The sequence below is a fragment of the Sphingobium subterraneum genome (genome assembly GCF_014199435.1).
Classification (GTDB): Bacteria; Pseudomonadota; Alphaproteobacteria; order Sphingomonadales; family Sphingomonadaceae; genus Sphingobium; species Sphingobium subterraneum.
The window spans coordinates 102,446-128,097 of the sequence record NZ_JACIJP010000006.1; the positions used below are offsets into that span (position 1 = coordinate 102,446).

Annotated in this window: 21 protein-coding genes; 6 read left to right on the plus strand and 15 right to left on the minus strand. The window is 58.5% G+C overall.

Going from position 1 to position 25,652, the window contains the following annotated elements:
- Window positions 1-449 precede the first annotated feature (449 nt).
- From FHS92_RS15205 to FHS92_RS15215, 3 genes are all read left to right on the plus strand, one after another.
- Entirely contained in the window at window positions 450-1,544 is a 1,095-nt protein-coding gene (locus FHS92_RS15205; protein WP_184081698.1) for a zinc-binding dehydrogenase, read from the plus strand.
- Window positions 1,545-1,705: 161 nt separating this feature from the next.
- Complete coding sequence (locus FHS92_RS15210) at window positions 1,706-2,491, plus strand: SDR family NAD(P)-dependent oxidoreductase (protein ID WP_184081600.1); 786 nt, start codon at window positions 1,706-1,708, stop codon at window positions 2,489-2,491.
- Entirely contained in the window at window positions 2,488-3,165 is a 678-nt protein-coding gene (locus FHS92_RS15215) for a TetR/AcrR family transcriptional regulator (RefSeq protein ID WP_184081601.1), read from the plus strand. Before FHS92_RS15210 ends, FHS92_RS15215 begins: the two co-directional genes overlap by 4 nt.
- On the opposite strand, the gene FHS92_RS15220 is transcribed toward FHS92_RS15215, so the two are convergent.
- The 10 genes from FHS92_RS15220 to FHS92_RS15265 form a co-directional block, all read right to left on the minus strand.
- Complete coding sequence (locus FHS92_RS15220; RefSeq protein WP_184081602.1) at window positions 3,162-4,688, minus strand: class I adenylate-forming enzyme family protein; 1,527 nt, start codon at window positions 4,686-4,688, stop codon at window positions 3,162-3,164. The two genes, FHS92_RS15215 and FHS92_RS15220, sit on opposite strands and share 4 nt — an antisense overlap.
- Window positions 4,689-4,744: 56 nt before the next feature.
- Complete coding sequence (locus tag FHS92_RS15225) at window positions 4,745-5,557, minus strand: enoyl-CoA hydratase/isomerase family protein (protein WP_184081603.1); 813 nt, start codon at window positions 5,555-5,557, stop codon at window positions 4,745-4,747.
- Window positions 5,554-6,651, minus strand: coding sequence for a CaiB/BaiF CoA transferase family protein (locus tag FHS92_RS15230; RefSeq protein ID WP_184081604.1), 1,098 nt, complete (start codon window positions 6,649-6,651; stop codon window positions 5,554-5,556). The genes FHS92_RS15225 and FHS92_RS15230 overlap by 4 nt, the downstream gene beginning before the upstream one ends.
- Entirely contained in the window at window positions 6,648-7,433 is a 786-nt protein-coding gene (locus FHS92_RS15235; protein ID WP_184081605.1) for an SDR family NAD(P)-dependent oxidoreductase, read from the minus strand. The genes FHS92_RS15230 and FHS92_RS15235 overlap by 4 nt, the downstream gene beginning before the upstream one ends.
- Before the next feature lie 40 nt (window positions 7,434-7,473).
- Window positions 7,474-8,301, minus strand: coding sequence for an SDR family NAD(P)-dependent oxidoreductase (locus FHS92_RS15240; RefSeq protein WP_184081606.1), 828 nt, complete (start codon window positions 8,299-8,301; stop codon window positions 7,474-7,476).
- Between the two features lie 13 nt (window positions 8,302-8,314).
- Window positions 8,315-8,746: a MaoC/PaaZ C-terminal domain-containing protein gene (locus tag FHS92_RS15245; protein ID WP_184081607.1), complete on the minus strand. Its 432-nt coding sequence runs from the start codon at window positions 8,744-8,746 to the stop codon at window positions 8,315-8,317.
- Window positions 8,739-9,197: a MaoC family dehydratase N-terminal domain-containing protein gene (locus tag FHS92_RS15250; RefSeq protein ID WP_184081608.1), complete on the minus strand. Its 459-nt coding sequence runs from the start codon at window positions 9,195-9,197 to the stop codon at window positions 8,739-8,741. The genes FHS92_RS15245 and FHS92_RS15250 overlap by 8 nt, the downstream gene beginning before the upstream one ends.
- A 2-nt stretch (window positions 9,198-9,199) precedes the next feature.
- Window positions 9,200-10,387, minus strand: coding sequence for a thiolase C-terminal domain-containing protein (locus tag FHS92_RS15255; RefSeq protein WP_184081609.1), 1,188 nt, complete (start codon window positions 10,385-10,387; stop codon window positions 9,200-9,202).
- Between the two features lie 22 nt (window positions 10,388-10,409).
- A complete protein-coding gene (locus FHS92_RS15260) occupies window positions 10,410-11,525 on the minus strand; it encodes an acyl-CoA dehydrogenase family protein (protein ID WP_184081610.1) in 1,116 nt (371 codons plus the stop codon).
- A 165-nt stretch (window positions 11,526-11,690) separates the two neighbouring features.
- Complete coding sequence (locus tag FHS92_RS15265) at window positions 11,691-12,242, minus strand: TetR/AcrR family transcriptional regulator (RefSeq protein ID WP_184081611.1); 552 nt, start codon at window positions 12,240-12,242, stop codon at window positions 11,691-11,693.
- A 225-nt stretch (window positions 12,243-12,467) separates the two neighbouring features.
- Between FHS92_RS15265 and FHS92_RS15270 the strand changes: the two genes are divergently transcribed.
- From FHS92_RS15270 to FHS92_RS15280, 3 genes are all read left to right on the plus strand, one after another.
- Entirely contained in the window at window positions 12,468-13,259 is a 792-nt protein-coding gene (locus FHS92_RS15270; protein WP_184081612.1) for an enoyl-CoA hydratase-related protein, read from the plus strand.
- 658 nt (window positions 13,260-13,917) lie between these two features.
- Entirely contained in the window at window positions 13,918-16,299 is a 2,382-nt protein-coding gene (locus FHS92_RS15275; RefSeq protein WP_184081613.1) for a TonB-dependent receptor, read from the plus strand.
- 169 nt (window positions 16,300-16,468) lie between these two features.
- Window positions 16,469-18,034: a tannase/feruloyl esterase family alpha/beta hydrolase gene (locus FHS92_RS15280; protein WP_221231105.1), complete on the plus strand. Its 1,566-nt coding sequence runs from the start codon at window positions 16,469-16,471 to the stop codon at window positions 18,032-18,034.
- A 57-nt stretch (window positions 18,035-18,091) separates the two neighbouring features.
- Here the strand turns inward: FHS92_RS15280 and FHS92_RS15285 are convergent, their stop codons facing one another.
- From FHS92_RS15285 to FHS92_RS15305, 5 genes are all read right to left on the minus strand, one after another.
- Entirely contained in the window at window positions 18,092-20,236 is a 2,145-nt protein-coding gene (locus FHS92_RS15285) for a molybdopterin-containing oxidoreductase family protein (protein WP_184081614.1), read from the minus strand.
- 145 nt (window positions 20,237-20,381) lie between these two features.
- Window positions 20,382-22,559 (minus strand): TonB-dependent receptor domain-containing protein, encoded by a 2,178-nt coding sequence (locus FHS92_RS15290; protein WP_184081615.1) that lies wholly within the window; start codon window positions 22,557-22,559, stop codon window positions 20,382-20,384.
- Between the two features lie 322 nt (window positions 22,560-22,881).
- Window positions 22,882-23,706: an acetoacetate decarboxylase family protein gene (locus FHS92_RS15295; RefSeq protein ID WP_246352056.1), complete on the minus strand. Its 825-nt coding sequence runs from the start codon at window positions 23,704-23,706 to the stop codon at window positions 22,882-22,884.
- A 41-nt stretch (window positions 23,707-23,747) separates the two neighbouring features.
- Window positions 23,748-24,203: a nuclear transport factor 2 family protein gene (locus FHS92_RS15300; RefSeq protein ID WP_184081617.1), complete on the minus strand. Its 456-nt coding sequence runs from the start codon at window positions 24,201-24,203 to the stop codon at window positions 23,748-23,750.
- 208 nt (window positions 24,204-24,411) lie between these two features.
- Window positions 24,412-25,266 carry a helix-turn-helix transcriptional regulator gene (locus FHS92_RS15305; protein ID WP_221231106.1) on the minus strand — a complete coding sequence of 285 codons (855 nt, stop codon included), beginning with the start codon at window positions 25,264-25,266 and terminating at the stop codon, window positions 24,412-24,414.
- Window positions 25,267-25,652 lie beyond the last annotated feature (386 nt).

The following is a 25,652-nucleotide window of genomic DNA, read 5'->3' on the forward strand; positions in this document are numbered from 1 at the left end:
CCCCTTACGTTGTTTTCGGTTGTGATAGGCGCCAAACGGATAGAGCGCGCCCAAAGCGATGCTCAGGATCTACCACGAGGTAACCCTGAACATAATAGACGGGCGCATTCTCAAAACGATCACTTCATCCACGAAACTGATCGCGCCACGCCGGAAAATGCGCTTTTCGGGGCGTCGGATCGCAGCGCTTTGGCGTTGGAGCGCGTTGCGGGCACAATGACGACCCACATCCGGGATATTTCTGATCCGCGAATGCGGACCTTATGCGTTCGATAAACGAACGCCATATAATCTATGTGAGCAAGGCGACTGACGCTGCTATAGCTTCTTGCTAAATAAAAGGCCGGATTGAAACGGTTTCAGGGCTTCGAAGAGGCCTGCGCACAGCTGCGGTTAGGACGATAGCGCTGCGCAGGGTCGTCGGCGGCGCAAATGGAGAGTGTATGTCAATTAAGAGTATGGCCGCGGTCGCCTTCCAACCCCATGAGGCGCTCAAAATAGAACTGATTGATGTCGATGCACCGCAGGCTGGGGAAGTGTTGGTCGAGATGAAGGCGACCGGCCTTTGTCACACGGATCTTCACGCCATGGAGGGGAAATCTACCGCCGGGATCGCGTTTCCGGGCATACCTGGTCATGAGGGCGCCGGCATTGTGCGCGAAGTCGGGCCGGGCGTGACAAGTGTTGCACCGGGCGACCATGTCGTCTCGTTTCTCGCGGAATGCAAAGTCTGCCCCACCTGCCTGTCGGGCAAAAGCAACCTGTGTGATCAGGTCGTGATAGATGACTTTGTCGCGCGGTCGCGATTTTCGGTAAACGGTCAGCGAGCATTCCCTTTTCAGGGTCTCGGCACCTACACCCAATATTCCGTCATCCGGGAAGTGTGCCTGGCCAAAGTGCGCAAAGATGCACCGTTTGACCAGTTGTCTTATTTTGGCTGCGCGGCGAGCACCGGAATCGGCGCGGCATTATTCACGGCGAAAGTGGAGCCGGGCAGCAGCGTCATCGTGTTTGGTATGGGTGGCGTGGGACTGAATATTGTCCAGGGCGCGCGCCTCGCGGGTGCGCGGCAAATCATCGCCGTCGATATCAACGACGACAAGAAGTCGATCGCCATGCTCATGGGCGCCACCCATTTCGTCAATCCCAAGACAATAGCCGGCGACATCGTCGGACATCTCAATGAACTGACGGGCGGCGGGGCCGATTTCACGTTCGAAGCCGTGGGAAGCACCGCCCTGATGCGGCAGGCATTCGAAGCCGCGCGCTACGGATGGGGCGTCTGTACCGTGGTGGGTCTCGCCGAAGACGGAGCGTCTGTGGAAGTCCCCGCTTACAGCCTCTTGGCCGGGCGCAAGATCCAGGGATCTCCGGCGGGCGATGTAAAGGGCCGCACCCAGATCCCCCAGCTGGTCGACTGGATGATGGACGGCAAAATCAACGTGAGGGATCTTATCTCGTCCCACCTTACCCTCGAGAATATCAACACCGGCTTCGACATGATGCGGCGCCACGAAGGAATCCGCTCGGTCGTAACCTTCTGAGATCGTGGTTCCTGCGCGCTGGCGGAGCTTCCTGCTTCGCGTGCGTTGGTGATCGCCTTCATGAAACCCTCCCCGCCCTGCGAATGGCGTCCCGCCCGACAACCCTAGACAATGACCAATAGTCATTATATATGACCATTGGTCATTTAGGAGTACGGACGATGAGACGCGATTATGCTGTGGTGACGGGCGCTTCGAGCGGACTGGGGGTATCGCTGGCGACGGAGCTGGCACGGCGCGGTTATGATCTGGTGATGGTCGCCCGCCGGGAAAAGCCCATGCAGGAGCTGGCGGATCGGCTGCGCGATACCTTCGGAACGTCCAGCGTGATCGAGGCCTTGGACCTGGCCCAGATCGGCAGTGCGGCGGAGTTGCATGCCCGCCTCGGGAAGCAGGGCATTTCGCCCAAGGTGCTGGTCAATAATGCCGGGTTCGGCCTGAACCATCCCTTTCTGGACGAAGATCCGGCCCGTCTTCAATCCATGTTGCAACTCGATATCGTCGCCCTGACGGAACTCACGCAGATCTTCGGTCGGGACATGCGCGAACAGGGCAGCGGGCATATTTTGCTCGTGGGGAGCCTTGCCTCCTACCAACCCGCTCCCCTCATGGCGGCCTATGCTGCGGCCAAGGCGTATGTATTGTCGCTGGGCGAAGCACTGAACGTCGAACTCGCACCCAAAGTGGGAGTGACGGTGCTGTCGCCCGGTCTGATGGAGACGGAATTCAACGACGTATCGGGATATCAGACTCCGGCTTCGCTTCGGGCAACCATTCTCAGCACGGACAGGGTGGCGGAGATAGGCCTCGATGCCTTGTTTGCCGGAAAACCGACCGTCATTGCGGGCCGAATGAACAAGGCCATCGTGTTCAGCAGCCGCTTGCTTCCGCGTCACGTGTCAGCCAAAGGTACGTACAGAATGGCACAAAAATCGCTGAATACATGACGAAATGGGCGTATGGCAACGAGGACAAATTGGCGCGTCGCCAGACTATTCTGGCGGCGGCCGCGCGCCTTTTTGAAGAAAGCGGCGCCCTGCCGACCGCAAAGGAAATAGCGGAGGCCGCCGGGCTCGCCAAAGGGACGGTCTACCTGTATTTCGAGACCAAGGAAGAAATATTCGCCACCCTCCTGCTAAACGGATGGACGAGCGTCGCGGACGAAATCGATGCCGCCTGGAGTAAGGCGGCGGGGTCCCGGCAGGATAAGATAGACGTATTTCTGCGAGCCTGGATCGGTGCCTTGAGCGAGCGCAGAAAGCTTCTGGAACTGGATGCCCTCGGCTATGGAATGCTCGATCGGAATTTGGACCGGGAGATCTCTGAGCGCCTCAAGCACACGTTTCTGCAGCGACTGGGGCAGTCTGGAGCGCTGATCGACAGCGCTTTTTCTCTCGTTTCCCCACGCGGACTACAGATATTGATGCGTTCCTACGCGCTGATGCGCGGGTTATGGCAATCGGGCGTGGGCATTCGATCGGCCGATATGTCGGACCATTGCACCTGGAGCGGTGCCGACCCCGGACTTTTCGACCAGGAGTTATACGACGCGCTTGTCGAATATTGGGGCGGCGCTCTGAGCCGCCCGGCACATTTCGCCTCCGAGGCGCAGAACCGCTAGCCGATGCTGCGCGAATGCCCCTCCCAGAAAGGCTTGCGCAGTTCCGTTTTCAGAATCTTGCCGACCGGCGACAGAGGCAACGACGTATAGCGGAACTCGCACGACTTGGGCCTCTTGTAATTCGCAATAAGAGGCGCGCAGTGGCTCACAAGCTCGGCATCGGTCAGGACGCTGCCCTCTCTTAGCTGCACGATGGCGTGCACCTTCTCGCCCCATACCGGATCGGGCACCCCAATAACCGCGCATTGCACGACATTTTCATGGCGCATGATCGCATTTTCGACTTCGACCGAATAGATGTTCTCGCCACCCGAAACGATCATGTCCTTTACGCGATCGACGAGAAACAAATAGCCGTTTGCATCCAGATATCCGGCATCGCCCGTCCGTATCCAGCCGTTCACCAATACTTCGCTGGTCAGCTCCGGCTTGCCCCAATAGCCCTTCATGACGCATGGGCCGCGTGCAACGATCTCTCCGACCTGGCCCGCTTCGAGCTCCATTCCGTCTGCGTCGGCAATCTTCAGATCGACGCCAGGCAATTGCCGCCCGGCCGACCGCAACAGTCCTTTCATATGGTCGGCGTGGTCCAGCACCGTGACACAGGGCGATAGCTCCGTCTGCCCGTAGCTCTGGCACAGCGTGGCGTTGGGGAAGGCTGCCAGCGCCTGCTTGAGAAGCGTGTCGGAAATCGGCGAGGCACCATAGGTCAGTCTGCGAATGCCCGCGAGATTGGTTTTCCGCTCCCGCAGTTTCTCGCAGATCATGCCAATCATGGTCGGCACCAACACGAGCGCCGTCACATTATATGTTTCCATGGCATCAATGGCCGCGTCCGGATCAAAGCTCGGAAGTACGGCATGGGTCGCGCCTATCAGGCTCATCCCGAAGATATGAAAAGCATCCGCCAGATGGAACATGGGGGGGATGTGCAGGAAAACGGCATTGGTACCATAGGGCTCCGCGGCGTTTACCAGCAGGAAGTTGGTCAGAAGATTGGTGTGGCTGAGCATGACCCCCTTCGATTGCCCCGTCGTTCCGCCCGTATAGAAGATGGCGGCGAGATCGTCTCCGTGACCACATGCGTCTTCGATAGCCTCATGCGTGCCGAGGAGCGACGTGACGGAGGGAAACTCCAGATCGTCTTCCAGGCCGATGACCGTCATTCCCGTGGCAGCCAGCATCCTGCCCTGTTCGGCGAAAACCCGATCCACTATTATGATGGACGGAAGACTGTCGCGAATGGCTTCATCGAGTTCTGCTGGTGCCCAGCGGGTGTTGAACGGCACCGCCACACAGCCGGCCCAGGCAATGGCGTAATAAGCTAGGATATAGCGGTCACTGTTCAGAGCAAGGATAGCGATACGGTCGCCTTTTTTGGCTCCCTTGGCCCGCAAGGCCCCCGCTAGGGGGGCCACTTGCTGCGCCAGTTCGCTCCAGGATGTTGTGCGTTCGCCAAAGATGGTCGCTGGCCGCTCACCATAAAGGCGCGCACTTCGGCGCAATCCCTGTGTCAATTGCATCGCCATCTCCTTTGTCTTATCCGCCGTGTTCGTGTCGTAAGCGTAACCAGATCACTTCATGGCCGGGCGGAACGAAATGCTTGCGCCGCCGCCCTGAATTCCTCGCTGGCAAAAGCCTCGCTTTGCAATCGAGCTTCAAGGGACATCAGGTCGCCCACGCTCAACAATGCGGCTTGCCCGACAGCCTGTTTCGCAAAGGCCACTCCCCGCCACGGCTTGTCGGCGAGATTGCGCGCGCGCTCCCTGGCGGCTTTCGACAGCTCGTCGGGGGCCACAACCGCATTTACGAGACCCAAAGCATGGCACTCTTGCGCAGTTATGCGCTGACCGCCGGTCAAGATATCGAACGCCCTCTTACGGCCTATCTGCCGGACGAGGTGCCAGCTCGTTCCCCCATCCGGCGCAAGCCCGAGGCCAGCAAAGGCAAACAGAAAAAATCCATCGGACGCCATGAGCGTGAGGTCACATGCCATCGCAAGCCCGCAGCCGACGCCCACGGCACCCCCGTTTACCGCCGCTATATATGGCTTTGGCGCGTTCATAATTGCCATGAAGGTCGGCTTTATCCGCTCTTCAATTTCCCGGCCGGCATCGAAATCCTCGGGCAGGTCTTCTAATAAATCGGCGCCCGCCGAGAAACCCGCACCTGCTGCCTCGATGATGACCACGCGGGTATCGGCATCGTCATTGGCCCGGTTGACCGCGTCGGCGAGCTGGTGACGAAAACGGGCTCCGAACGCATTTCGTGCATGAGGCCGGTTGAGTCGGATGATCGAGAGATCGCCCTCCGTAAGGAGGAGAACGTCATCGTGCGCCGTCCGGTCCGCGCCGTCGTTATGATGTGTGGACTGGGCACCCTTGCCGCTCATCCCTGGCTCCACTTCTGCAAAAGCTTTTCGCCATCGCCGGCTTTGCCGATCGCACCGGGCGTTCGGGAAAATCGCGGGACCGGTGCGTTCTGGGTGCAAGGACCGACATCCCTATACCCACCACGAGACACAATATGCGGATCAACCATGGCCTCTCCCACCGTCAGCACGGGCGTAAAACAGACGTCGTGATCGTCCAGCAACTCCTGCCATTCGGCTCGCGTTCGCTGGAGAAAAATCGCTTCCAGAATTTGGCAGTGCGCTCCCCATTTCTCCGTTGCGCCCTGTTCATCTACAAGGTGCGACGGCGCTCCCATGCGGCGGATCAGTTCGGCATAGAAGGGCGGCTCGATTGCACCGATGGCCACGTCCTTGCCGTCCGCACAACGATAACAGCGGTAGAAGGGAGCCACTCCGGCAAGCAGGTTGCGATCGCGTTCCAGCGAGATGGCACCGGCAGCATGGGCACCGACCAACAACGCCATCAGCGAAGATGTCCCGTCGATGATCGCGGCATCGATAACCTGGCCCAGGCCCGATCGCTCGCGTTCCCACAGAGCCGCCATGATGCCGAAGGCGAGCATCATCGATCCGCCTCCGAAATCGCCCACCAGGTTCAAGGGCGGCAACGGCGGTTCGTCGGCTTTCCCCATGGCCGCAAGAGCGCCCGTCAGGGCAATGAAGTTGATATCATGCCCCACTCTGGCGGACCGGGGGCCAGTCTGTCCCCAGCCGGTCATTCGTCCGTAAACGAGTTTGGGATTACGGGCGAGCACGACATCCGGCCCCAGCCCGAGCCGTTCCATGACACAGGGGCGATAGCCTTCGATCAGTATGTCGGCCTTATCCAGAGCGGCAAGGCATCGCTCCCGGCCAGCCGGGGCATGGAGATCCAGTTCAATGGAATGCCGTCCCCTGTCGACAACCGGGTTCGGCCATCCATTGCCGCCCGGACGGTCGATCCTGAGAACCTCGGCACCGAGATCGGCAAGCAGCATTGCGCAATGCGGACCCGGCCCGATTCCGGTCAACTCCACAACGCGCAAACCGGTGAGGGGTCCAGCGCTGCTATCGGAGGACGCCGCGAAGGTCATGAGAGCCTCGCCGCATCGCCGACGCCGCCAAAGGCGGTCCAGCCGCCATCAACCGGCAGGACCGCTCCGGTAATGTAGGCCGCGAAATCCGAGCACAAAAAGGCGACCGCGTTCGCAATATCCTCCGGCTTCCCAACCCGCCCCAGCGGCACGCGCGCCGCAACACTGTCGGTTGTGCCGCCTGATCCGGTCATATGCCCCAGCATCGGCGCTTCAATCACCCCTGGCGCAACAGCGTTGACGCGCACGGTGTAGCGGGCAAGTTCACAAGCCAAAGTCTTGGTCAACATGATGAGAGCTGCCTTCGAAACGCCGTAGGCGTGCGAGCCAGGAAAACCTGTCATCCCGGCGATCGACGCTATGTTGACAATATTCCCCGACCGCCGCTTTTTGAAACTTTCCGCTGCGGCCCGGCTCATGAGATACGCCCCTTTGAGATTGACATCCATCACGCGTTGCCAGTCTTGAGGGTTTTGTCGTGTGATGGCCATAAGAGGCTCGGGAATGCCTGCATTGTTAATCAGGCAATCGAGACCATGAGAGCGCTCGATCCGCCCCATCATTTCCGCCACGCTTGCTTCGGACGTAACGTCACCGGGCAGCGCGAACGCTCGGTCGCCCAGTTCTTCCGCCCGCGCCTCGGCGGACTCGACGACGATATCGTTGATCGCGACCGTAGCACCCGCCGCCAGTAATCCACGCGCAATACCAAGTCCGATGCCACTGCCCGCGCCGGTGACAAGCGCGACCTTTCCCTTCAGGTCGATCGTCATCCCCGGCATGGAGTACACAGCCGGACGTCTCTGCCGGGCCGCACAGCCGTCATATGCTGATGCCGCCGCCAACAATGAGGACCTGACCGCTGATGTAATCGCTTTCCGGGATACACATCAGATAGACGCCGCCCGCCGCCTCCTCTGCATGGCCAGCCCTGCCCAGCGGAACCATGTGCTTGAGATTTTCGAGAACAGCCCCCGGTACGCCTGCCTGAATGGCCTTGCCCTCGATCTCGATTTTTGTTTCGGGATTATCCATCGCCTTGGTGAGCCGGGTCTCGATGAACCCGAAGGCCACGCAATTCACGCAGACCTTGTAGCGCCCCCACTCCTTCGACATGGTCTTGGTCATGCCGACAAGTGCTGCCTTCGCAGACGAATAGTTGATCTGGCCCGCATTGCCATGGGTGCCCGCCATTGAAGAGATGTTGACGACCTTGCGGATAACCTCTCGCCCCTCAGCGGCCTCCACTTTGGCTTGTACGCGAAGATATTCGGACGCCGCGCGCAGTATTCGGAAGGGAGCCACGACATGCACATCGAGCATGGCCTGAAACTGCTCGTCGGTCTGCTTCTGGATCACGCCATCACGCGTATACCCGGCGTTATTGACAATGATGTCGAGTCCCCCGAACGTGTCCAATGCCGTCTGAACGAAGCGCTCGCCAAAGTCCGGTGCGGTGACATTGCCGACACACGCGACCGCATCGCCGCCCGCAGCCTTGATCGCGGCAACGACCTCGGCAGCCGGGGCGTCATCCAGATCATTCACCACAATCTTCGCACCATCTGACGCCAGCTTGAGCGCAAGCGCTCTGCCGATCCCCCGGCCCGAACCCGATATCAGCGCCACTTTCTTGTCGAGCTTACCCATTTTTATCCTCGTATTAATCCAGAGCAATGATGGCTTCGCCGCCCAGCGTTTGCGTGGCGTCATCGATCCAGGAGCCTATCGACAGGCGCGCGAGCCGCTCGCCATTGTCGGTAAATATCTCCGTCACCTCGCCGCGACATATGACCGTGGCATACAGCGGCGTGATGGCCATGAAGCGCACATTCCACGTTCGGAGGCGCTCCTGCGGTACCCAGTGCGTGATCATCTGGGCAAGGTACGCCATCGAGAGCATTCCGTGCCCGAACACATCGGGCATCCCGGCGGCTTTTGCGAAGTCGCTGTCGATATGCAGCGGCACATGATCGTTCGAGGCACCGGCGAAGAGCGCCAAGGTTCCACGGTTGAGAGGCCCCATCGCATGGTCGGGCAAACGATCACCGACTGCCAACGCGGCCGTGTCGACATATTGAACGGGGCTAACCATTGCGCACCACCGTCACGACCTGCATTTCCACGCATAATTGACCCGCAGCATTCACGCCCTGCGTCTTTTGCGTGATGAACTCCAGCGCCCCGCCCTTCTTGTCGTAAATGTCGGTGGTCGTGGTCGTAAGCGTCATCCGATCCCCAGCGTAGATGGGCCGGTGATAGGTAAAGCGCTGCTCGCCGTGCAGAATGCGACGGACATCGACGCCAATCCCGTTTTCGGGGTCAAAGATATCGCCTCGCTTGGCGGGTGCGCCAAGCTGCAACGAAAAGAGAAACGTCGGTGGAGCGGGGATGGTCGGATGACCGGCGGCACGAGCGGCCTCTTCATCGAAATAAACGGGGTTAATTTCGCCCGTCGCCTTCGCGAAGAAGCGTAGCTGCCCTTTCTCCACATCGATTTCCCTCGGCTCCGACACCACGCCGATATGGCTGCGATCGATGGCCATGGTCAGTTCGCTTTGCCGTACATAGTGACGACGCACGCGCCGCCCAAGCCCAGATTATGCTGAAGCGCATGCTGTACTTTGTCGACCTGCCGCTTGTCCGCCGAGCCGCGAAGCTGATGAGTCAGTTCATAGCATTGCGCCAGTCCGGTCGCGCCAAGCGGATGCCCCTTGGACAGTAGGCCGCCGGAGGGGTTGGTGACGTGTTTCCCACCATAGGTATTCTGCCCGTCGAGGATGTAGGCTTCCGCTCCACCCTCGGGGCAAAGGCCGAGCGACTCATAGGTGATCAGCTCGTTCGCCGTGAAGCAGTCATGAAGCTCAACGACCTGAACATCATCGGGACCGACGCCCGCTTCCTCATACACCTGCCGCGCGGCTTCCTTGGCCATGTCGAACCCGATGACGCTCATCATGGAGCGGCCCTCGAATGTCTGCGCATAGTCGGTCGTCATCGACTGGGCGACGATCTCCACCGACGCATCCAGCCCATGCTTCTTGGCGAAGGCGGGCGACACCAGTACGGCCGCCGCCGCGCCACATGTCGGCGGGCACGCCTGAAAGCGGGTCAGCGGCCCATAAAGCGGCTTGGATTCCATCACCTCTTCCAGCGTCAGCGGATCGCGAAAGATGGCCAACGGGTTGTTGGCGGCATGCCTGCGGGCCTTGACCGAAATCATGCCAAAGGTTTCGTTCTTCGTTCCATAGCGTTGCTGGTGATCCACCCCACCGCCGCCGAACTGCTGCGCCGCCATCGGCGCCGCATCGTCCCACCCCTGAATTTCCGTTTGCTTCGTCAGATGGAAATCGAGCGTGCGCTTCCGGTCATTGAAAATCATGCCCAGTGCTCCAGGCACCATCTGCTCGAAACCCAGCGCCAGCACACAGTCCGCAACACCGGCAGCCACCATCTGGCGGGCCAGATACAGGGCGGTCGATCCCGTCGAGCAGTTGTTGTTGACATTGACGATCGGAATGCCCGTGATCCCGACACGATAAAGGGCAGACTGGCCCGCTGTAGAATCGCCGTACACATAGCCGACATAGGCCTGTTGGATCTGGTCGTAGGACAAGCCTGCATCTTCCAGCGCGAGCCGTGTGGCTTTTTCGGCCATGACATCCCAGTCTTCGCACTGGCCGGGTTTCTTGAAGGGTATCATGCCGACACCCGCTACTCTGGCTTTGATATTCACGACTTTCTCCTTGCCGCCCCGCTCAGAGGGAGCGCCCGATGATCCGTTTCATGATTTCATTGGCACCGCCGTAAATGCGGGCCACACGTGCGTCGGCGAACAGCCGCGCGATGGGATATTCCTGCATATATCCATATCCGCCGAACATCTGCTGACAGCCGTCGATCACCCGGAACGCCGTGTCGGTGGTCCAGAGCTTCGCCATCGCCGCCGTCGTTGCGTCCAGCTCGCCGTCGAGCAGCCGCACCATGAGCGCGTCCACGAATTCACGCCCCACCGCGGCCTGTGTCTTGGCATCCGCAAGCACAAACTGCGTGTTCTGCTGGTCCATCAGCCGCCCGCCAAAAACGCTGCGATCCTTGACATATTCGATCGTCAATTCGACTGCCCGCTCCATATTGGTCTGGGCATTCAGCGCGATCATCAGCCGCTCCCACGCCAGCTGGGACATGAGTTGTCCGAAGCCCTGCCCCGGCTCTCCGCCCAGCAGATTGTCGGCGGGGACGAACACGTCATCGAAGAACAGCTCCGATGTGTCCTGACCGTGCAACCCCAGCTTTTCCAGATTGCGCCCGCGCCGAAATCCGTCGACCTTGTCCGCCTCGACCATGAGCAGAGACATGCTCCCGGTACCCTTGGCATTGTCCGTCTTCGCGACGACGCAGATGAGATTCGCCGTCTGACCGTTACTGATGAAGGTCTTCTGCCCGTTCAGGCGATAGCCATTGCCTTCGGCCACCGCCTTCGTGCGGATCGCTTGCAGATCCGACCCCGCGCCGGGTTCCGTCATCGCGATGGCGGCGACGCTGCGCCCGCTTGCCATATCGGGCAGCCAGCGCTCCTTTTGCGCCGGGGTAGCGTAACTCAGAATATAATGGGCCACGATGGCCGAATGGATGCCATGCGCGATCCCGAAACTGCCCGCCAGACCGGCCCGGGCGAGCTCATGCTGGATCACCGCTTCATGCGCCAGCGTACCGCCACTTCCCCCAAATTCTTCGGGGATACTGGCGCCCAGAAGGCCCGCCTGCCCCGCCTTTGCCCAGGACGCCCTGTCTATTTGCCGCTCACGCTCCCACTGCTCCGCCTTTGGCAGAAGCTCGGTCGCGATAAATCGCGCGACGCTGTCTTGTAGCATGACAAGATCTTCGCCAATCCATGAGACTTTTGACAAATACAGAACCCTATATCTACCGTTCGGTAGGGTCTTCAATAAATGCGCGAACTGGGGCTGTCAACCGATTCCGATTGTCGTAATCAGCGCTTATACCGCCGCACGTGAGCCTATACTGACGGCGAAGAGCTAGCTTCGTTGAAGGCCGCGCAAAACAATGTCGAGATAGGCCTCTGCCACTTCGCGTGGACGAAGAGACCCTTCGTTGTTGAACCACCGCGGTATTCCGTTGAACGCTCCGAACAGCGCCCTTGCAGCCAAGAGCGGATCACACGGTGCGACCGACCCATCCGTGTGTCCTTCGCTGATCATGTCCGCCACCGCCCGCTCGATCTTGCGCAGCATTGTAACCACCTTGGCACCCGTATCGGGGCTCAGCGCCTTATGATCAACCAACGCGACGCAACGGCCAAAATCCCCGCACATCACTTCCGTATAGGACACGAAAAAGCTCGCAATCCTGCCAACCGCACTCATCTTTGTGCGGCGCGCACTTTCGATAACCTCCATCAGCTCGACATGGGTAACCATCATGCACTGAAACAGCAGGTCATCTTTGTTTTTAGCATAATAATAGAGGACAGGCTTCGAAACGCCGATCCGCTCTGCGAGGCTGTTGACGGACGTCTGGTGGTAACCATCCGCAGCAAATGCGAGTGCGACCTTGTGCAGAATTTGCATCCTTTTGGCCTCGAAGGCTGGGCGGTCTAAAGTTGCAATCTCCGTGGGGGCTGCCTTGGGCATTGGGGTCCATTCATTCCCTGACATGGTCGCATCCCGGCCAAACCGAGCGAGCAGGATGGAACATCTCTTTACGCAACAAAATCTCCTTTTAAAGCGAAAAGACGATTTGACTGTGTGATTTTACCGTTTGGTATACATTCGATCACAACGAAAGGCATCACCATGAATTTTGATACGCTGCTGATGACCCGGCGCGACCGGACGCTGACGATCACGCTCAACCGGCCAGACCGTCTGAATGCGTTCGATGCGCAGATGCATACGGAGCTCCCACACGCAATCTCGCTGGCCACCCATGACGCGGAAAGCGATCTGATCATCCTGACGGGCGCCGGGCGGGCATTCAGCGCGGGCGGCGACCTTGATTGGCAGGAAGACGCCGCCCGTCGGCCCTTCATGTTCGAGCAAACGGTACGGGAAGCGAAGCAGATCGTCTATGGAATGATTGATTGCGAAAAGCCGATCATCGCCAAGATAAATGGTCCGGCCGTTGGCCTCGGAGCGACAATTGCCGTGTTATCCGACATCAGCTTTATCGCCGATGACACCTATATCGCCGACCCGCATGTGAACATCGGCATGGTCGCTGGCGATGGCGCCGCCCTGATCTGGCCCCAATTGATCGGTTTCGCCCGCGCAAAGGAATATTTGTTTACCGGCGACCGGATCGGGGCGGCGGAAGCGGCCCGCATCGGCCTGGTAAACCACGCCGTTGCGCGCACGGAACTCGATGCATCGGTAGACGCCTTCGCAGACCGCTTGGCCAAAGCTCCGCAACAGGCCCTACGCTACACCAAAATGACGATCAATGTCGCGCTGCGCGCCATGGCCGGAGCGGTAATGGACGTAGGGCTAGGCTATGAAAGCGTCACCAATATGTCGGCGGACCATCTGGAAGCCCTCCGAGCCTTCCGCGAGAAGCGCAAGCCGACCTTTCAAACCCAAAAGGAATAAGCCGGACGGCTCTTGAAGCCAGACCCAGTCATGGTCCATCCGGCCCTTGTCGCCCGCCTCCACCCGGCTTGAGGTCAGCCTAACGGAAAGCGAAGGCCGTTGCATAATACTTACCAGTCGGTTTTCTTAAGAAATAAATCGCCGGGTCCGAGGGAGTAATCGCGGATCCAGTCGCTCCGACTAGCCTGCAGATCAAGCTGCGCCGAAACCGCCCACTTCTCCGGGCTGTGACACCATACAAAGCAAGCTGCCGAGATCGTCACGCGCTCGCTGAGAGCCAAAGATCAAAGAGCATAAAATGCCCGCAAGTCTAAGGCATTCAGATGCCTTCTGCCCCGGGGCCCGCTCCACGGAACAACCTGAATCCCAGCCCTTACCTCAAACCACCCCCACAATAAGACAAGGAAGCCCACCGAAGCAGCCGCGAGTAAGTTCGGGATTGATAGACATATACCAAATGGTATATTTTGCGGATAAGTTGTCGCTTTATCTTCAGAACAAAAAATTACTCAAAACAACTTTTTGAACGAAAAATGCTGATATTCCTAGGGTGGAGCTTTCATTTTGGCCGAAATGCGCCTTCATGAAAGGATCCATCGGAGCGGCCTGAACGCTCAAGCCTACCAATAAGTAAGCAACGGAATCATGGGAGGGGTTAATGGAAAACGGATGGAAGGGACAATGGAAGCTGGCGACCCGGCTGCTACTGGGGGCCATATTAGCCGAGCAATGCGCGATGCAGTCCGGATGGGCTCAGTCTACGCCAAGCAGCGGCACAGTTGCGGAGCGCAATGGCGAAACGGACGAATGGATCCCGGATATCATCGTCCAGGCTCGCAGGACTTCCGAGAACCAGCAGGCTGTACCGCTGGCCGTCTCCACGGTGGAGGGTGACAGGCTCAGACAGGCGGCCGCCTCATCGGTGAGCGATATTCAAAGGCTCGTGCCGTCGCTCCAAATTCAGCAGGGCGCCACAGGGCAGCAGGACTTTACCATCCGTGGTTCTTTTGGCGGCTTCGGCGTCGACCCCGCGGTGATCACCTATATAGACGAAGTTCCGATAGACGCCCGTACCCTCGTATATGGGCTGTTTGATCTGCAATCATTGCAGCAACTAAAGGGTCCACAAGGTACATTGTTTGGCCGCAACAGCACCGGAGGCGCGGTCCTGTTTTTCTCTTCACGCCCGGATCCTGAAAATCTGGGTGGTTACGCGACACTCCGTTATGGCAATTTGGACGAACGGCGCGCGGAAGGTGCGCTCAATATTCCGGTGACGCCGCATCTGGCAGTGCGCGTGGCGGGCCAGCTTGAACGACGCGACGGCTATATCAGAAGCGTGACGGTGCCGTCGCTCGACTTTGAGAACCGCCATAACGGCGCGCTCCGTGCCAGCGTTCTCTGGGAGCCCAGTTCCGTCGTCGAAAATTATACGCAGTTCACGCATTACAGGGTTCGCGAGAATCGCAACCCTCAGCGCATCACGGCGCTCGCGACGCCGTGCACCGGTCCGACGACGCCGGCTCCGACCTGCCTCTATCAGCCGCCGTTCAGCACGATCCTGGGTACAGACAACATCCTGCCCTATTTTCTGCAGCAGCAGGCGTTGTCTTCACACCGCACGGTCGCGGACGATCCGCACCGCGACGACGTAGACCGCGACTCCATCACGAATTCGCTGACCCTGAAACTGGGCGGCATCAATCTGCGCAACATTCTCTATTATGGAGATGTCAATGTGGGGTGGAACCGCGACTATGACGGTACTCCCGCCCGCGTCATTGACTCCTTCTACGACGATCATATCCAGACAACCTACGTCGAGACGCAGATTTACGGCACGCTGTTCTCCGATCGGTTGAACTGGCGGATCGGCGGCGTTTACAGCAAGGACAAGGGCAATCAGTCGCAGACGACGACGCTGTTTCCCCTCCCCCTGTCGCTATCAACACCCAAGACCACCCGCGCCCGCACGAATTTCGTGTCCAAGGCACTGTTCGCGCAGGCAAGTTATGATCTCTCCGATCTGTTGCGCGGCGTGACGGTCACAGCAGGATATCGCTATACGTGGGACGACAGGTCGATCAAAACCACTGTATTTCAGGGGGCACCCGTTCAGCAATGCGGGCTGCAGACTTTGCCGGTTCCGACTACAGGACCTGTTCCGTATCCCAATACCGATCTAACAACATGCACGCGCTTCCTGAAAAAAAGCTTCAAGGATTATAATATCAATGCTTCGGTGGATTGGAAAATCACAGACCGAATTCTGACCTATGTTGCCACGCGCCGGGGTTACAAGACCGGGAGTTTCAACAATTTTGAATCGAACCCGGCTCTGGCCTCCTATTCTCCGGAAATCGTGACAGATATTGAAGGCGGGCTTAAGGCGGACTGGAAGGTCGGCTCGATGCCCGTTCGAACCAATATCGCGGTGTTCCGCTCCAAATACGACAATATTCAGACATCGACGGTGTCGATCAACCCATCGTCCGGTGACGTGACGGTCATCGTGCTCAATACAGATCCGTTGACGGGATTGTCGAGCAAGGCAACCATCAAGGGTTTTGAAATCGAGGTCAACGCCGCGCCGACACGCTGGCTTCAGCTCTCGGGCTTCTACAGCAAGATTCGCGCAAAATATGACCGGTTTGTCGTACCGGGCGTCAATCTCGATATCAGTGGTCAGAACGTGGCTGGCGTTTTTCCCGAAACCTATGGCGCGACGGCGCAGCTCGATATTCCGGTCAACGGACCGGTGGAATCGATCGGTGCAACCGTCAGCTATTATTATCGGGCAAAGCCCCTCACAAATGCGACGACGACCGTGGATACGGGACATAGCAGTTCGATTGACGCGCGGGTTTCCGCCCGCAACCTGTTTGGATCCGGTGTGGATGTCGCTATCTTCGGCAAAAACCTTGGCGACAAGATTGCGTGCGCGACCAACACCCTTGTTGCCGGGGCATTGACCGACACCTGCTCCGAACCACGCACTTACGGTATCGAGCTGGGTATCCGCTTTGGCGGCAAGCGCTAAGGTCGAAACTATGGAGAGGATTGTGGCGATGCGCCATTGGAGGCTAACACATATACGGGCGGCATGGGTTTTCATTGCCGCCGCCTGGGCCGCCGTTCCTCTCCCATCGGCGGCACAAAACATTGCTTCCCTTGCCGCCGACGGCTGTGAGCGGTTGAGAGGCGTGAGCGTGCCAGCCGATCGTATCGGGTTGCCGACATCGGGAGCCAAGGTTGTCGGCACGGCCGTCGTCGACGCGGACGGACCCGGATCGGCGACCAGCAAATATTGTCTTGTGAACGCCAGGATCATGCCGGTCGATCCACAAGCTCCCAATATTGAAGTCAAGCTGGCCCTGCCGTGGGTCTGGAACGGCAAGGCAGCGATGATGGGCGGCGCCGGATATGGTGGGACCATTTATGAGGTTGCGGGCAACCTGTTAAATGCTGCCCCAGGTTCGCTATCCCCGCTTGCTCGTGGCTATGCCGTGTTCGCGGACGATTCCGGACACCAATCCTCCTATCCGGGTGCAGCAGCCGATGGTGCGTTCCTCGTCAACGACGAAGCCCGGCACAACTGGATGGGCGATTCGATCAAGAAAACCCGGGACGTCGCCGTGGCCGTGATGCAGGCAGCCTATGGCAGGAAGCCGCTCCGCTCCTATTTCCTGGGCAGTTCCACTGGCGGCCGTCAGGCGTTGCAGGCGGCGGGACGCTGGCCCGCCGATTGGGATGGCGTGGTCTCGCTCTATCCCGCGCGCAATGTCACGACATCCCTACTCGGAATGCTCGCAGCGACACAGGCCCTATCCGGCCCGGGCCACTTCCTTACTCCGGAAAAGCGCGGAGTGTTGCGCCGTGCGGCGCTGGCTGCATGCGACTCGCTCGACGGAGCAAAGGACGGCATCATATCCAACGTCAAAGGGTGCTCCACCCGGTTCGATCCGGCGACAGCGACGCTCAACGGTATCCCCGTGCGGTGTCCGGATGGTCAGGATACCGGCGACACGTGTCTCTCGAACGCCCAGATCGCGACGCTCAAGTCCATTGATGCACCGCTCCGTTTTCAGTTTAGCCTTGCCAGCGGATCGACCGGATTTCCGGGCTTCAATATCCTCCTTTCCGACAGCGGAGTTCCTGATGGCTCACCGCTACAGCCGATGATGTCCGCCATGTCTGTCGGTGCGGAGCAACCTGCGACACCGTTATCGCCCAGCATGGCGATGATGGCGCATATGAGCGCAAGCTATATCCGCTACGCCGTTACCAACAGCCCCGGTTACGATCCGCTCACGTTCGACGTCGTGCACGGTGGCGGCTATGCGCTGCGCCTGTCGGAATTATCGGTTGCAGACAGCAGCGACAATGATCTTGCCCCCTTCGCCGCGAAGGGAGGGAAGGTGTTGATGCTCCACGGTACGGAAGACCTGCTCGTTTCATCGCGCGGCACGGCAGCCTATTATGATGCGCTCGTGAAAACAATGGGCGCCACTAAGCTCTCGTCTTTCCTGCGCTATTATCAGGTGCCCGGTTTTGGTCATTCCATCAGCCCGACCTTCAACCTTGGTTGGGACCAGCTTTCCGCGCTCGAAAACTGGGTGGAAAAGGGCATCGATCCCGCCGGAAACCAGATAGGGGTGGATACGATCGGCGTTCCCGGACGCACCCGCCCGTTATGCATTTATCCCGGCTGGCCCCGCTACACGGGCAAGGGAGATATCAACAATGCGTCGTCCTTCCGGTGCGTGACGCGGTAGGGGGCCGAGCAGACAGCGCCTCTGCCTACCGCTCGCGTCCCGTGGACAACGCATCCGTCACGAGAGGCCGGATTTTGATATAGTGACCACAATACCGGTCTGCACGGGCATATGATTGATTGCCTCCACGTCTTCCTCCAGAGAAACCAACCGCCCCGTAAAACTACCGGTCCTTTGATCCGGGTCTCGCTCAAGGTCACTCTCACCGAAGCATTGCGCCATCGATATGGTGCCCCGCCCCAGGTCTCGGTCTTCCCTGACAGTCCCCTGCAACGAGCCGTGCCGCGACGCGATGACGATGCGATCGCCGGGCTGCAGCCCCTCGTCTTTCATATCGTCCGGGTTCATAAAGGCGGGATTGACCGGAAAGTTGCGTTCTGCGGCCTGGGTAGAACGATACATGCTATTTAGCGTTTCGCGGATACGGCGTGTCGCGAGCCTGTAGGACCCTTTTGTATCTGGCTGTTCGGCATGAACTTGCGCCAGCTCGCAGGCGATATCGTCCGGGCAAAGATCCATCCGGACACCATCGTCAGGACTGGCGGCAACCGCCTGCCCCGGCACATCGACGAGCAGACCGCCGGGGCTGGCGCGCAATTCATCAAAATCCACAGGTGTGTCCCTTACCCACCAGCGGGCAAGGTCCTCCGGATGCGGGGGACTGGTCATGTCCAAAGGGAACCCGGGCGCGGCATCGCGATATAGGCCCAATAAACCGATCTTGCGATATTCCAGTTGGAGACCCATCCGACCGGCCACATGCCAGAAAAAGCGGGACTCATCGACAACATGGGGCGGCGGGGCCGTAATCGGTTCGGCATATTGCAGGAACGGCTTCGTCGACCAACCGATGCCATCGAGCACATAGTTCAGATCGTGGCGCTCATACGGCAAGGGCGGCGGCACCACGTAGTGCGACAGCCGGGATGTATCGCTCATGCGGGGGTCAAGGCTGACGAGAAGATCGAGCTCGCGAAATGCCCGCATCGTCTTTTCCGGCTGGCCGAGCGCCTTGAGCGGGTTGCCTCCCAGGACGACAAGCGCGCGTATGCGATTTTCTCCGGGGGTCAGTATCTCATCCGGCAATGCGCCCGTCGGCATTTCCCCCTGAACCAGTCCGGTCGGTGCGCTGTGGCACTGGATGCCGGACTCCCAGGGCCTGGACGGCGCTATGACCGTGTCGGAAAAGGTGCGGGAAAGAAGGACCCCCGGATTGCTGACCCAGTCCCCCGGCCTCCTCCAGCCCCCGCACAGCGCATTGAGCGTGTCGGCCATATGCATCGCGAGATTGGATCGGGGCGCCATCGCTATGCCCGTTCCTGTAATCAACAACGACTTCCCGCTACACGCGAAGATCCGCGCCGCTTCGACAAGTTTGTCCGGCGTGACCTGTGTTCGCCGATGCACATAATCCAATGTGTAAGGTTCAACCGCCGTGCGCAGTTGTTCCAGACGTCCGGCATAGCGATCACAAAAGTCCCGATCCTGCCAGCCGTTTTCCAGCACGATCCGGACAAGGCCCGCGAACAAAGTGACGTCCTCTCCCGGCCGAAGAGGAAGGTGAAGGTCCGCTAGCTTCGCAGTCTCGGTGTACCGCGGATCAACGACGATTGTCCGGGTGCCCTTTCGCGACCACTCACGCAGCCGCTTGGCCGGATTGAATGCCGGAAGCCAGTGGGAGATGAGCGGGTTGGCGCCCACAAGCATCAGCGCATCCACGTCCGCTGGGTTGGGCTTTCCTGATGCAAGGAAGCCCATCCGCATCATCGAAACCCATCGCGCGGACTGGTCCACCGAGGCCGACGAAAAGAAATTGGGACTGCCAATTTCGTGAAGCAACGCCTTGGCCAGCGGATGCGCTAACGAGTTGTAGAAGCCACCGGTCCCCATATACACAGCCACGGACCGAGGGCCATGTTTCTCGACAATGGCTTTCAGTCGGTCTCCGATTTCGTCGAGCGCCTGCGACGTATCCAGTCTCGTCCAGTCGTCGTGACCACTGCGCTTCAGGCATTCCGTGACACGCCCGTCGCCGCCTTCATGCAGCTCCAGACTGGCGCGCGCCTTGATGCAGAAATATCCTTCCGTCACCGGGTGATCGTGATCGGGTTTAACAGTGGTGGCCCGGCCGTTCTCCACGGTAACAACTACGCCGCAGCTGTGCGTACAGTTACGGCAGAAGCTCTTATGCGTACTTTGCATGGCGCAGGCCTCCTTGATGCTATTGATTGCGAAGCCCGACCGACACCTTGACGAACTCAGCCTTGGACAAAGGACGAAATCAATTTTCCATAGCTGCGCTATTTTCGCGCACGAAAAAGGGGGGCATCGTGCCCCCCTTCATAATTCAAAAGGAGAAGGACAGGTCCACTCCGTATGTGCGGGGCGCACCCGGCATCGCCGACGTGCCACGCGCCCCGCTGCTTTGCACTTGCGCCGCATAATATTTTTCCTTGGTCAAATTCTTGACCCAGAATTTGATTGCGGCGCCATCCAGCGGTCCGGACAACCCATATTTGACCTGCGCATCGACCAGGGAATAGGCTTTCTGATGGGAAACATTATCAGCGTCCCACGCAAACCCGTCGTTATATGCCCAGTTCATATCGAAGTTGAAGTCCCCGGCACCCGTCTTCAAGGTATAGTTGAGACCCAACGACAACGTCCAGTCCGGCACGCGGATCATGCGATTTCCCGAAGCGTCGAAGGGAACCAAGGCCGGGCCATAACCGCCGACCGGTCCTACAAGCGGGTTCGTATTGGTGTTCGGCGTGGGGGTCTGCGCGTTGGGGAAACTCTTGTATTTGGAATGAAGATAGGTCGCGCCAAAACGCAACTCGAGATTATTGGCGACAAGGGCCTGCCCTTCCATCTCCGCGCCATAGATTTCAGATTTGGGCGCGTTGACATAGATGACCGTGGGGCCATTGAACTGCTGGAACTGCGCATTCTTGAAATTATAAAAGAAAGCGGCCCCATTCAGACGCACCCGCCGGTCAGCCACCTGCGATTTGAAACCGATTTCGCTGGCGTCGACGACCTCGGGCTTTGCGGCTAGCGGCGCATAAGGGAGCGTGTTGTAAAGACCCGCCTTGTACCCGCGACTTTGCGACGCATAGACCATGAGATCTCGCGAAAAGTTATGGTCTAACGAAACCTTGTACGTGAATTTTTTAAACGTTTCGCTGGCGGAGGGTGTCGGCGTTACCGGAAGAATGACAGGGCCGCCTGGCACGTAGAGCGTACTGCTGCCGCGGCCAGAAATCTTGTCATGGGTATAGCGGGCTCCTACCGTCACATTGGTGTCCACTCCCAACGGAACGGTTGCTTGCGCATAGGCCGCATAGGACTTATTTTGCGTGATACCTACGCCGTCGAAATACAACCCTCCGAAGCTTCCGCCGCGGAACCGCCCAGGGTCATAACCGGCTTTCCAGTTGAGGTAGTAAAGTCCCAGGATCCACTGCACCTTGCTGGACGACAACGACGCCAGCTGGAACTCTTGCGAGAATTGTTTGACCTTGCCAAAAAGATCGGCAGCCAGATTGTCCTGTTCGCTGAAATCCGCATCGAAGACGATCAGGCTGTCGTCCTTGCGATAAGCGGTGATGCTCGAAAACTGCGCGAATGGCAGCTCCTGCATCAGCTTGCCCGACAAGCCCCACGCCTTTTCCTTGGCGAGCGGCCGGTCATTGGTCGAGATATCGTAGAACGGCAGTATCGGCTGCAGACCATAAGGGGGCAGATCATATCCCCGGCGCACACCGCCGGGCAGATATTGGCTGTGCGCCAGAAAATCATGGTGCGTTGAACTGTAATCGGCGGTCAGGTCCAGCGAAGTGCCGTCCCCTTGCCAATGCAGTTTCCCGCGAACGGCCTTCGTATTTTGCTTACCCCAATCTTCACCGGTGAACCGGTTGGTGCCCCAGCCGTCCCGCTGGTAAAGCGTTACGCCCGCGACATCCAACGCCAAACCTTCGGCAAGTCCCAGGGACGCATAGGCACTGGCCCGAAGCGTATCGTAATTGCCATAGCCCACGGAGAATTTGCCCGACGGCTCCCCAGTGGGAGTACGGGTTACGATATGGACCAGCCCGCCACTGGCGTTTCGCCCGAACAAAGTGCCCTGCGGCCCCTTCAGCACTTCGACGCGTTCGATATTCGTCAGTTCCAGCAGAGCCGGATGGACGCGAACCATATAGACCCCGTCGATATAGGTCGCGACACTGTTTTCCGCTCCGACCAGGGAAATGGGCGAACCCACGCCCCGCAGGAATGGCTGAACCGCGCCACTGGTGTTGAAAAAGCTGATCGATGGAACGAGCCGGCTGATATCAGTGGCGTTGGTCACATTCGCTGACTCAAGCATGGCGCTACTGACCGCGCTTACTGCGACAGGCACGTCCTGAAGATTCTGGCTGCGCTTCTGCGCCGTAACGACGATGTCCTCCAGCACAGTCCGGTCAGCATCCGATCCGGGAGCCGATTGCGCGATGGCAGGTTGGACGGTAAGTGCGGACGACACCAAAAACCCATGCATGAGCATGCGTATCGTATTGGACCGATTCCGGCACGAATATGCCATTTTCATGTACCCTCTCCCCAATATAGGATCTCTCAGGCGCAACCAATGGCAACGCTGGACCCGCTTATTAAGAAGGGCAGTTTAGCTTCCAACGGTCGATGGCAGACTCTTTGGAACGCATAATTTCTGTGCATTTTATTCTGTATGCGCTTATTCACCCACGCGGTTATCAATATGCTGGCCTTTCCGCATCCTGCTCATGCGGCTCCGCCCAGCGCCGGGGTTTCTGATCGTCGGTCGAGATGGCGCTTCGTTCTAAGGCTCAGCCATTCAGAGGCAACGCGGCCAACACTTTCATCTTTGTAAATGTATCAAGCGACGCCGTCCCTTTCAGGGCAATAGCCTGCGGGCTGCTGTTCACGGCAATCTCGTCAAGAGGGTCTAGCTCCAGATGCCCAAAATTGATGGACGCGTCATGCGCTTCCCAGGCTCTCACGATCGCGTTGCTGCCCTTGGTTGGAGAGAGACAGACGCTCCGATCAACGAAACCGGTATAGGTGACGTCGGGCACCTCGCGTACCGTGAGCGTATCATAGCCCCCTTCCTCGTTCATACGAGCGACCGCATCCTCCGCCAGTTCGGCGCCAATACGCATGCGCATTGTGATGAGACGTACTCCGCGGCGGTCCACGGTGATTTCGACTTCATCGATGCTGCGGGGCGTAACCCTTATGTCCGCCAGTTTCTTGAGCATTCCGAAATAGACGCCCCAGGGGCCCATGATATCGACTTTGGTTTTGTCGCCATCCAACGCGTCAATATATTCCCACCCGGCGGCACCCTTCACGCCGTCATAGCTTGTACGGGCACGAAACTGCACCCCGTGATAATCCAGGGGCCGACCGTCCATCGGCAGAGTATCGTGGCTTGAAAAATACCAGATCTGAATGTCCGGCGGCAAGTCGCGATCGGCCTTGAGCGGCGGCGGTAAGATAAGCTTTTCAATCGCATCGTAGGTGCTCCGAAAGGACAGCATGTAAATGTTCATGCTCGGAAAGCTCAGCCCGTCATAGGAAAAAGCCTGCCCCGGTCGCACGCCTGTCAGATTGAGAATTCCTCCTGTAAAATCGGGCTTTCCTGGCATCATCTCCTCCAATCTTCCGGCCGAATGCAATCAGGTCGATGGGATCACCCCACCGCCCGGGGCTTGGCGCGGACATCCAGGCGCAAACGGCTCAATCTGATCGACTGGAAAAGCCACCGATCCCCCTGCCGTACATAGGTCTCGTGATAATGGCCTGATCCATGGATTTCGGATGCCCCGGCAAACCCCTCCGCATCGGGCGGAAAATAGAGCGCATCCTCCATCGCCCAAAGACCGCGTGCACTGACTTCTGAAAGGATTTCGATCTCCGGGGCGAAAATATGATGAACGGTGACTGATCCGGCGAGTGCCACGTCCACGCCAGGCATAAAGTCGTTTATCGACGCAGGCTCATTGTAATTTTCGGGAAAAAACAGCGTGGCGTCGTCAGCGAACAGGGCACGAAACGCCGCCCAGTCCTTGTTATCGACAAATCGGCAGTAACGCGCCTTCAGCACCCTGATATCCTCAATGGCCGTCAGACGAAAAAGCGCGTCCATATGCTTTTCCCTAAAAGCCCGATTTTACAAAGCGCCCTGGAAATCGCAAACCGGCGCTTGTAGGAAAAGTACGCGCGTTATTGGCATTATGACCATTGGTGTGGACGCGATCGCGGGCGCAGAATGGGAAGGCGGGCCATCGGTCCATAATCCGGCAGAGCCGGACCGGGCACGCGCCGCCCGCGCGAACGCCCTTGAGGCAGGACCGTCAGGATGAGCCGCTGCTCGCGCGGCGGAATGCCTTGGGTGACTGCCCCGCGAGCCTTGTGAAAGCCGTTGAAAAGGCGCTGGGATGCGCAAATCCCAAACGATAGGAAATGATTTTCAGCGGCAACCGGGTGCTGCTCAGCAAATGCTTGGCCCGGTCGAGGCGAATCCGCTCCACATAGGTGTGGATCGTTTCGCCCACTGTTGCCTTGAACAAGCGTCGAAAATGGGTTTCGCTGAGGTTTACGACGGCCGCGAGGTCCGAGACTGTTGGCGGCCAGTTGGCGTCCTCGCAGAGATATTCCGTAATCAGCACAAGCTGGCGACGGGTTAACGTTCCGCCCGTCCGGCCGAGTTTCTCGCCAGCCGACAGGTGCCGCGCCAGATCTGCCGCAATGGTCATTGCAAGACCTTCAGCCAGAAAAGCGCCTGCAAAGCTCGGGGACACGAGGGCCGACCACGATCGCCGCATCGCATATGCAATATGGGGATTCGTCATGCTGATACAAAGATCTTCTCGAATAGCAGAGGGGTTCATGCCGAAGATTTCACTCAGCCATTTGGGGTTGAAACGACACGCCAACACCTGAGATGACCCGGCCATGCGCGTCGGCCCGTGAGATTGCAGGGGGATATGCGGGGGCAACAACATCAGCTGTCCGAAATTTTCGATCTGGCTGTCACCAATGCGACCGGCGACTTCCAGCCGAAACGGCTCTGCGCGCCATAGCAGCGTCACATCGTCGTGGCGCTCATACACTTCTGCACCGGCTTCCCATTCATAGTCGATCAACTCGAACGCAAACCGTTCCATTTCCAGACGAGTCCGTATGCTCGCCCTCGATCCAAGCAGCATCCACTTTCTCCATCTCGTCGTGCGCCTTTGGACGTCTCGGTCAATTATGGCCGGGAACGATAACGAAATCAATTTGCAGGTTTTGCTTTATGGGGCAAAAATGTTTCTCGGACGAAACAAATTTATTGACTATCGAGCTAGCAGTCCGCGTTAAATATTTTAAATTATAACTCTTATCGTTTATAATAAAATCACGAAACTTATTATAATATTACAAGCATAAAATGGCGATTTTTAAGGAAATTTTGTGGATTTTTTGAATTTCCATTCTACTTATATGCCACCGTGCTTTTTCATTAAATAATGTGACCGAAAATTGGCTTGCCGCAAGCGAATCGTTCTTGGGCAAGGCGGGCCCATGTCCGCCCGAATAATAACGCGAAATA

Coding starts and splice junctions, on each gene's coding strand:
- FHS92_RS15210 (WP_184081600.1), top strand. CDS start 1,706: ATGAGACGCGATTATGCTGTGGTGACGGGCGCTTCGAGCGGACTGGGG.
- FHS92_RS15215 (WP_184081601.1), top strand. CDS start 2,488: ATGACGAAATGGGCGTATGGCAACGAGGACAAATTGGCGCGTCGCCAG.
- FHS92_RS15220 (WP_184081602.1), bottom strand. CDS start 4,688: ATGCAATTGACACAGGGATTGCGCCGAAGTGCGCGCCTTTATGGTGAG.
- FHS92_RS15225 (WP_184081603.1), bottom strand. CDS start 5,557: ATGAGCGGCAAGGGTGCCCAGTCCACACATCATAACGACGGCGCGGAC.
- FHS92_RS15230 (WP_184081604.1), bottom strand. CDS start 6,651: ATGACCTTCGCGGCGTCCTCCGATAGCAGCGCTGGACCCCTCACCGGT.
- FHS92_RS15235 (WP_184081605.1), bottom strand. CDS start 7,433: ATGCCGGGGATGACGATCGACCTGAAGGGAAAGGTCGCGCTTGTCACC.
- FHS92_RS15240 (WP_184081606.1), bottom strand. CDS start 8,301: ATGGGTAAGCTCGACAAGAAAGTGGCGCTGATATCGGGTTCGGGCCGG.
- FHS92_RS15245 (WP_184081607.1), bottom strand. CDS start 8,746: ATGGTTAGCCCCGTTCAATATGTCGACACGGCCGCGTTGGCAGTCGGT.
- FHS92_RS15250 (WP_184081608.1), bottom strand. CDS start 9,197: ATGGCCATCGATCGCAGCCATATCGGCGTGGTGTCGGAGCCGAGGGAA.
- FHS92_RS15260 (WP_184081610.1), bottom strand. CDS start 11,525: ATGCTACAAGACAGCGTCGCGCGATTTATCGCGACCGAGCTTCTGCCA.
- FHS92_RS15265 (WP_184081611.1), bottom strand. CDS start 12,242: ATGCAAATTCTGCACAAGGTCGCACTCGCATTTGCTGCGGATGGTTAC.
- FHS92_RS15270 (WP_184081612.1), top strand. CDS start 12,468: ATGAATTTTGATACGCTGCTGATGACCCGGCGCGACCGGACGCTGACG.
- FHS92_RS15275 (WP_184081613.1), top strand. CDS start 13,918: ATGGAAAACGGATGGAAGGGACAATGGAAGCTGGCGACCCGGCTGCTA.
- FHS92_RS15285 (WP_184081614.1), bottom strand. CDS start 20,236: ATGCAAAGTACGCATAAGAGCTTCTGCCGTAACTGTACGCACAGCTGC.
- FHS92_RS15295 (WP_246352056.1), bottom strand. CDS start 23,706: ATGATGCCAGGAAAGCCCGATTTTACAGGAGGAATTCTCAATCTGACA.
- FHS92_RS15300 (WP_184081617.1), bottom strand. CDS start 24,203: ATGGACGCGCTTTTTCGTCTGACGGCCATTGAGGATATCAGGGTGCTG.
- FHS92_RS15305 (WP_221231106.1), bottom strand. CDS start 25,266: ATGCTGCTTGGATCGAGGGCGAGCATACGGACTCGTCTGGAAATGGAA.